Genomic DNA, 954 nt, shown 5'->3' with positions numbered 1-954 from the left:
TATCTGGCCGTGGTTCCTACCTATTTCGCCCCCTAAAACTGTCCGAAGTATTGTAAAGGGATATCAATTAGATACATTATCCATTTAGAGCAGCCACCAAATGGGCAATGTATATCAGTTGGTTTATGCGCTAGTAAAATGAGTCTATCGCCCGTTAGGTATATACCGAAGACAATTGTTCAGTCCGCCTCTGAGAAGGTTCCAGGCCTTACTGGGTGACAGAGCCTTGCCGCCTGCATGGCCTATGCCGATTTCAATCTATTCAATAGTATATTCGTGCAAACGCGGTTCTGGACACCCACAAAAAATTCTATTACCTATTCACCAAGAACAGTGATCTATGGATGTCTTGAATGGAAGAATGGCGCCATCCTTTACAACGCGATTTGGCGGTCAGTTTTTAAGAGAAAATTAATGTGCTTCCAAGCGCTTAAGACTTTTAGCCAGCCAATCTTCATACCAATTCAGGTAGCTGCTAGAGAAAGGCTGTGGTTCACGATAGCTCTGGGTTACCCAGACTTCGCCACGATGAAGACCATTAACTACCAGTAGAAATTCGATACCACAGCCAACTTCCGCAATATCTATGGTGCCAACTGACATTGGATACTCATCTTCACCATCCTGGTAGTAGTAAGGAAAACCCTCTTCGTTAGCTCCGTAAGAGTTTGCCGCCCCAAAGCCAACCTCCAGTAAAAAAGCTCGAAATTCCGGTGGAAGCCGGATACTGTACTGTTGTTCGATACGGCTAATTTCAGGCTCTGAAAACCGACGGAAATCATATCTCCAGCGCTCCGTACCGAATAAAGAGCAATCCTTATCCAAAGTACTTAATTTTTTGATTTGTTGCTTGATTTTAAACAAACGGTTCTCTATATCACTATCATTCATATCTTCTATATATCAATACTTCGGACAGTTTTAGGGGCGAAATAGGTAGGAACCACGGCCAGA

Annotated in this window: 1 protein-coding gene; it reads right to left on the bottom strand. The window is 43.4% G+C overall.

All coding sequences use genetic code 11. The features are described 5' to 3' along the window. Positions 1-411: 411 nt before the first annotated feature. Positions 412-891 carry an SMI1/KNR4 family protein gene (locus MO867_RS22245; protein WP_252473243.1) on the bottom strand — a complete coding sequence of 160 codons (480 nt, stop codon included), beginning with the start codon at positions 889-891 and terminating at the stop codon, positions 412-414. Positions 892-954: the final 63 nt, after the last annotated feature.

This window comes from Microbulbifer okhotskensis, assembly GCF_023895975.1.
Classification (GTDB): domain Bacteria; phylum Pseudomonadota; class Gammaproteobacteria; order Pseudomonadales; family Cellvibrionaceae; genus Microbulbifer; species Microbulbifer okhotskensis.
Note: the sequence above shows the minus strand (reverse complement) of the source record. Positions and strands in the feature narration are given on the sequence as shown.

Coding starts and splice junctions, on each gene's coding strand:
- MO867_RS22245 (WP_252473243.1), bottom strand. CDS start 891: ATGAATGATAGTGATATAGAGAACCGTTTGTTTAAAATCAAGCAACAA.